The sequence below is a fragment of the Vibrio kasasachensis genome (assembly GCF_050337565.1).
Taxonomy (GTDB): domain Bacteria; phylum Pseudomonadota; class Gammaproteobacteria; order Enterobacterales; family Vibrionaceae; genus Vibrio; species Vibrio kasasachensis.
This window is the reverse complement of record NZ_JAKJTB010000020.1, coordinates 127,179-133,954: the sequence shown is the minus strand read 5'-3', so window position 1 is coordinate 133,954 and position 6,776 is coordinate 127,179. Positions and strand designations below refer to the sequence as shown.

The 6,776-nt window shown below is 44.6% G+C and carries 4 protein-coding genes; all 4 read right to left on the bottom strand.

Annotated features, from left to right (window positions below):
• Positions 1 to 2,631 (bottom strand): FimV/HubP family polar landmark protein (locus L4C38_RS16915; protein ID WP_428798731.1); only part of this gene is annotated, 2,631 nt, incomplete at its 3' end.
• Positions 2,632 to 2,826: 195 nt separating this feature from the next.
• The gene (locus L4C38_RS16910; protein WP_428798730.1) at positions 2,827 to 3,840 is read right to left on the bottom strand and encodes an aspartate-semialdehyde dehydrogenase; all 1,014 of its coding nucleotides are present in this window, start codon (positions 3,838 to 3,840) and stop codon (positions 2,827 to 2,829) included.
• Positions 3,837 to 4,970 carry a 4-phosphoerythronate dehydrogenase gene (locus L4C38_RS16905; protein WP_428798729.1) on the bottom strand — a complete coding sequence of 378 codons (1,134 nt, stop codon included), beginning with the start codon at positions 4,968 to 4,970 and terminating at the stop codon, positions 3,837 to 3,839. The genes L4C38_RS16910 and L4C38_RS16905 overlap by 4 nt, the downstream gene beginning before the upstream one ends.
• A 540-nt stretch (positions 4,971 to 5,510) precedes the next feature.
• Positions 5,511 to 6,722, bottom strand: coding sequence for a beta-ketoacyl-ACP synthase I (gene fabB / locus L4C38_RS16900; protein WP_428798728.1), 1,212 nt, complete (start codon positions 6,720 to 6,722; stop codon positions 5,511 to 5,513).
• Between the last annotated feature and the right edge of the window lie 54 nt (positions 6,723 to 6,776).

Here is a 6,776-nt window from a genome sequence, read left to right as displayed (position 1 = left end):
TGGCTCTGGCTCTGGCTCTGGCTCTGGCTCTGGCTCTGGCTCTGGCTCTGGCTCTGGCTCTGGCTCTGGCTCTGGCTCTGGCTCTGGCTCTGGCAAAGAGGATTGCATCTCTTCATCCGCTGATTCAACATCTAATTTCGCATCATCCGCTAACTGATCAAAATTAAATTCACCAAGCAATGGATCCTCTTCTGGTGCAACATTCCGCATGTCATCAACGAAATCTTCGCTTGAGAATTCACTGTCCTTCGCTCCAGTGTCACCCACTTCGGCAACTGGTTCTAAGTTGCTTTCTTCATGGTCTGAAACGTCGACTGACGCGTCTATTTCTTCAATCTGCTCTTCAACAGGGGATGAAGTAGGATTTAAACTGCTTTTCTCTATTTCAAGAAGTTCTTCGAATAAATCCGTCGATTCATCACCAAATTCAGAATCTTCACTGGTGTCATCATCATTGAGAACGTCATCAAGTAAATCGGTACTGTCAGCGTTGTAAGTAGAGTTTGCAGCACTTTCCTCAAGCTCTTCTTCATCTAATAACTCATCCAACATCTCGGTTGAATTTGGGTCAAAACCTTCAAGAATATCGTCTTCGTCTGAGTTGGTTTCATCAATTAACTCATCTATGGACTGAGCAGGCTTCGGTGTGAACGCATCAAAATCTTCATCACCCTCTAACAACTCATCCAACATTGCCGTAGAATCTTCCGACATTCCAATGAGAGCTTGATCATCATCGCTATCATCCAACCACTCATCTAAAAGATCGACATTGTCATCATCCGAACTTAGGTCAAAGTCATCTTCCCCAACATCAAGTAACTCATCCAATAACTGAGGCTGCTCAAGTGCTGATTTATCTGTCTCTAGTGATGGTTCGAATAACTCATCAAATAACGCCGTACTTTCATCTTCTAACTTGTTTAATGCGTCTTGTTCTTCCGATGACTTGGCAGCCTCTTCCATTTGTTCAAGATTTGCTTGCGCTTCTACTTGGGCAAATAAATCGTCGATCTCACTATCGGAAGCGATATTGAGTGATTCAAACGATTGGCTATCATCACTATCTAAATCAAATCCATCACTTGACTCATCAAGTAAATTGTCAAAATCTAATGACCCATCATCAGCCGACGTTTCGCTAAGCAGCTCATCAAGCATTGACTGCTCAACCCCATTATCGGAATCGGGCGTGCTCAACGCTGAGCTAAATAAGTCATCCAACTCAGCTTGGTTAACCGCACTATCTGAAAGGTCGAAATCGTCACCTTCCGACTCATCTTCAATAATGACGTCATCTAATGCTCTTTCCATCTCTTCGAGACCAAGCGCTTTTTCATCTGCATCAACACTGATCCCGTTGCTGCTAATACCTGGGGAAGCGATTGATTCATCGAGCGCACCGTCTTCACCTATAGCAGCAAACGGATCATCATCATTTTCATTCTCTAGATTGAAATCAAGATCGCCATCATCAAGATCAGCAAAGACATCCGCTTCATCAGATTCTGAATTATTAAGTTCTATATCATCTGAGAACAACAGGTCGTCATCACTTGATTCACCAAACAAGTCATCGTCGAGATCAAGTTCATCCTCGACATCATCATCAAGTGCATCGGTAACCATTGGTGCGGCCGCAGTATTCACAACCGGACTTTGTGTAAGATCCGTCGCTGCTTGTTGTGCTTCTGACTTTTTACGTCCAATAAGAACAACTGCAATGAGTCCAATCAACAGACCTGGTATTATCGCTAAAGCAGCCACTAACCAGCCGTTGGACAACATATTGTCCAACATACTTGGAGCGTTACGTTGCTCTTCCGCTAAACGTAGGCGCTCTGCTTCAAGTTGCTTTTCAACTTCTGAGCGAATTCTACTTTCATCGCCCAGTTCTTGTTTAAGGCCATCAACTTCGGTCTGTACTTCCGCGAGCATTAGACGAAGGCGGTGATTTTTCTCTTCAAGTGCAGTCATCTCAGAGCCGGAGCTTTGGATCTGCTTTTCTATATTCCCTACCGATACAGGCTTAATTAACGGTTTTTCTGCAACCGTCGTTGACGTTGTTTTATTTGGCTCTAATTCTTGTTTTTCGATCTTTGCAGCAATGCTATTTAATTGAGGTTTTGCCTCTACCGCGGGCACTTCTTGGGCTGACTTAACCACTGCAGGCGTGTTATTGATTTGAGGTACAGTGGTATTTCTTTCCAAACGGGCCTGATGCAAATCCATAATGCGGACTGCTTCATCACTAGAAACACTTCGAGCCTGAGCTAAAGATGGAATACGAAGGGTACTGCCAGGGTTCAAAGTATGGATGTTCTGGTTTTCAAACGCTTGTGGATTGAGCTGATAGATCGCCAATAAGGTCTGTTGAACAGACACTTGATTTGATGGACGCAAGCGTGAAGCCACTGCCCATAGCGTTTCCTGCTCTGATGTCGGTCCATAAAAGCGAGATGGCTCACTGACATCAGTAGCTCGACGCGTAATTTGTTCAGCAAATTGTGGTGACAATTGAATCTCACCATTTGGCCCGGTGAGGCGAATACTCTCTGCACTAACAGTGGGAGTCTGAGTCACGACTACCAACGCGATAGGCATTAGCAGACGTTGAAGAAATCGACGCATATAAGGCTCTGCTCGGTGCTCATAATAAAAAAATTCGTGATCTGTTAAATATATCGGATCATGAGAGTAAAACTATAGCGATAGAGCCAAAAAGTGTGTGGCTAGCTTAATAATCGCATTAATCTCACACATTTTTCCCAGTATCGACTAAAAAAGCCCCGCATTGTGCGAGGCTTAAAGAGTTAACTAATCCGTTTAGTAATAATCGCGGACCAACACTTCTGCGATCTGAACAGCGTTCGTCGCTGCCCCCTTACGCACGTTATCTGCCACAACCCATAGGTTGATTCCACTATGATGACTAATGTCATTGCGAATACGACCAACCATCACATGATCTTTACCGCCTGAATCACGAACCTGAGTTGGGTAATCTTCACCGTGGAACACTTCCACACCTTCAGTATTTTCCAATAGTTGGATTACCTCTTGTGCATCAATTGGCGCACGTGTTTCTACATGCACAGCTTCAGCGTGCCCATAGAATACTGGTACACGTACACAAGTTGCATTGACTGCAATTGAAGGGTCATTGAAGATTTTTTGTGTTTCCCACACCATCTTCATCTCTTCTTTGGTGTAGCCGTTTTCCATCATTTGATCGATCTGTGGAATACAGTTGAAAGCAATTTGTTGTGTAAACTGTTCCGTTTCTGCTGGAAGACCATTCAACAATTTAGCGGTTTGACTCGCCAACTCATTAATACCAGCTTTACCCGCACCCGAAACTGATTGATAAGTTGAAACGTTAATACGCTCAATACCTACTGCATCATGAATCGGTTTTAGTGCCACCAACATTTGGATAGTTGAACAGTTTGGATTGGCAATAATATTGCGGTTGCGAAATTCAGCAATCGCTTCTGGGTTCACTTCTGGAATAACCAGCGGAATATCAAATTCGTAACGGAAGTGTGAGGTATTGTCTATAACGATCACGCCTTCTTCAGCTGCGATTGGTGCCCATTTCGCAGACAGTTCACCACCCGCTGAAAATAATGCAATATGAGCCTGAGACCAATCAAACTCTTCTACATTCTGCACTCGAATCGTTTTGCCGTTAAAGCGGTAAGTTTTACCTTCACTGCGTTCGCTGGCTAACAGGTATAATTCGCCTACAGGAAACTTGCGTTCTTGTAGCACTTCAATGATCGTCTCACCGACCGCTCCCGTCGCACCAAACACGGCCACATTATATTGTTGGCTCATTCACTTACCTCAATTTGAAAACCTAATTTCGCTAGTGGCTCCAAATTACACGTTTTGTCGCCTACTAGCGTTACTGCACCATATTCGCGGCGATCCCAATAATCTTTGCGCATCTGATCAAATGCGCCCAGTTTGGCGATCTCACGTCGAAACAACGCATCGTCTTTACGAACATCATAGATGATCTGGGTCAGATTGTGCAGCGTCGCTTCATCCCAAGCATGTTGAAGAGTCGCTTTCGGTACTGGTGCGATAGGCAAGAGATCCGAAGCTTCCGCTTTTAGGGGCAGATCTAAGAACTCACAGTAACTATTAAAGATCATCGTGGTTCCGCGCGCTTTGCCTTCTAAACCATAGCCAGCAACATGTGGGGTCGCGAATGCTAGCAGAGTTAGCAGCTCCATATCAACATCTGGCTCAAATTCAAATACGTCTAAAGCCGCGGCAAAGCCATCTCGCTTCTGCAAACGCTGTTTTAATGCCTGATTATCTACCACCGGACCACGCGCTGCATTAATTAAAATTTGATCTGCGCGCAAGGAATCAAGCACAGTTTGATCAATCATATGATGCGTTGCATATTCACCATCACGAACAATAGGGGTATGCAGCGAAATAATATCAGCTTGGTCAAGTAGCACGTCTAGTGGAGTAAACTGACGCGTATCTCCACTCGCCTGCTTAGGTGGATCATTAATAAGACACTTAATACCAATGCTTTCTAGACAATCTTGTAAGTAGCTGCCGACTTGACCTGCACCGACAATGCCCACGGTCTTATCAAACACCGAAAAACCTTGTTGTTGTGCCAGTACCATCATTACGCTAAACACGTACTCAGCGACACCGACTTTATTGCACCCCGGAGCTGCTGTGAAGAAAATGTCACGTTCACGCAACAATGCTTGATCGACGTGATCCATACCCGCTGTCGCCGTGCCGACAAACTTAAGTTTGTTCGCCTTGGCAATCAGGTCAGCATTCACTTTGGTCACCGAGCGGATCATGAGCGCATCAACATCAACTAAATCATCAGCAGTTAGCGTCCGACCTGGTTTTAAAATCACTTCACCAAGTTGGTCAAATAACTCTTCAGCGTAAGGCATGTTTTCATCAATTAGAATTTTCATTATCTTTCGTATTCTTATGCGGTTTTAACAGGATTGTGCAGAAATCAACGAGCGGTGTCGAGCACTGTCGTAACTCTAACAAGCTCTAATAAAATAGTTATACCCAAATCATTGCCGTTGTAGCAAGGGAGTCCGTAGACCAATCCCTATCAACTCAAATGAACCATGTCATCGAGCAAAGCTAGCATCCATTCAGAGCATGCTAACAGCAACCAGATATTTTTACATTTAATCAGGGGACACTCATTGTACCAAGCCCTATTATGAACTCTTTAAGTACTTCAATCAGGTACGAACTTCGCAAAAAATTTCGGAAATGATGATTTGAATCCGTTGCAATCAGTTAAGTAAAAAATGATTGCCTTCGATAGTAAGGGGATAAAAAACCGGCCTCATGATGAGACCGGTAAGATCCAGAACAAAAGGATTCGACCCGCTCTCCAGGGGTCAAATTTTGCGTCTGTTCAACCATTACCAATTAGGCGGTGGTCAAGCTCTGGAAACTGGGTCGTCAGCTAAAACATTAGCCGACGAATTTCGTTAACCTTGATATTTCTTAATAACGAGCGTGGCATTAGTACCACCAAAACCAAAACTGTTTGACATTACAGTTGTCAGCTCTGCTTCACGCATAGCAGTGACAATGTCTAAACCTTTCGCTGCGTCATCTAGAGTATTGACGTTAATGCTTGGAGCAATGAAGTTATTGTGCAGCATTAGCGTCGAATAAATCGCTTCGTGTACACCCGCAGCGCCCAACGCGTGACCAGTCATCGCTTTAGTCGCAGAAATCGCAGGGCTGTTATCCGCAAAGACTTCTTGGATAGCACCTAGCTCTTTCACGTCACCCACAGGCGTTGATGTACCGTGCGTATTTACATAGTCAACACTGTCAACGGCTTGCATTGCCATCTTCATACAACGCACTGCGCCTTCACCTGATGGAGCAACCATGTCGTAGCCATCTGAAGTCGCACCATAACCAACGATTTCACCGTAAATTTTAGCGCCACGAGCTAGAGCATGCTCCAGTTCTTCAATGACCATCATGCCGCCACCGCCAGAAATAACGAATCCATCGCGGTCTGCATCATAAGTACGTGATGCTTGTTCTGGTGCATCGTTGTACTTTGTAGAAAGAGCGCCCATCGCATCAAACATCATCGTTAGAGTCCAATCAAGCTCTTCACCACCACCAGCGAATACGATATCTTGCTTACCCAGTTGGATAAGCTCCATCGCATGACCAATACAGTGTGCTGAAGTTGCACATGCAGAACTCATCGAGTAGTTAACACCACGGATCTTAAATGGTGTAGCCAAACAAGCTGACACAGTAGAAGACATCGTACGCGGTACCATGTAAGGACCAATACGCTTCACGCCTTTTTCGCGTAAAGTATCAACCGCAACCGCTTGGTTAAGTGAAGAAGCACCACCAGAACCGGCAACAATACCTGTTCTATCGTTGGACACTTGATCGTCAGCTAAGCCGGCATCTTCGATTGCTTGTTGCATTGATAGGTATGCATACGCAGCCGCATCACCCATAAAGCGCATCTGTTTACGGTCAATATGCTCTGCTGGGTTGATTTTTAGATCACCCCAAACTTGAGAGCGTAGACCGTGCTCTTTAAACTGCTCAGACGCAGTGATGCCAGATTTACCCGCTTTTAGAGACACTAAAACTTCTTCGACGTTGTTACCGATACTTGAAACAATACCCATACCGGTGATTACGACTCGTTTCATTATGACATTCCTGTAATTCAAAATACCGTTAGATAATAACTAAGTTAGCTCACA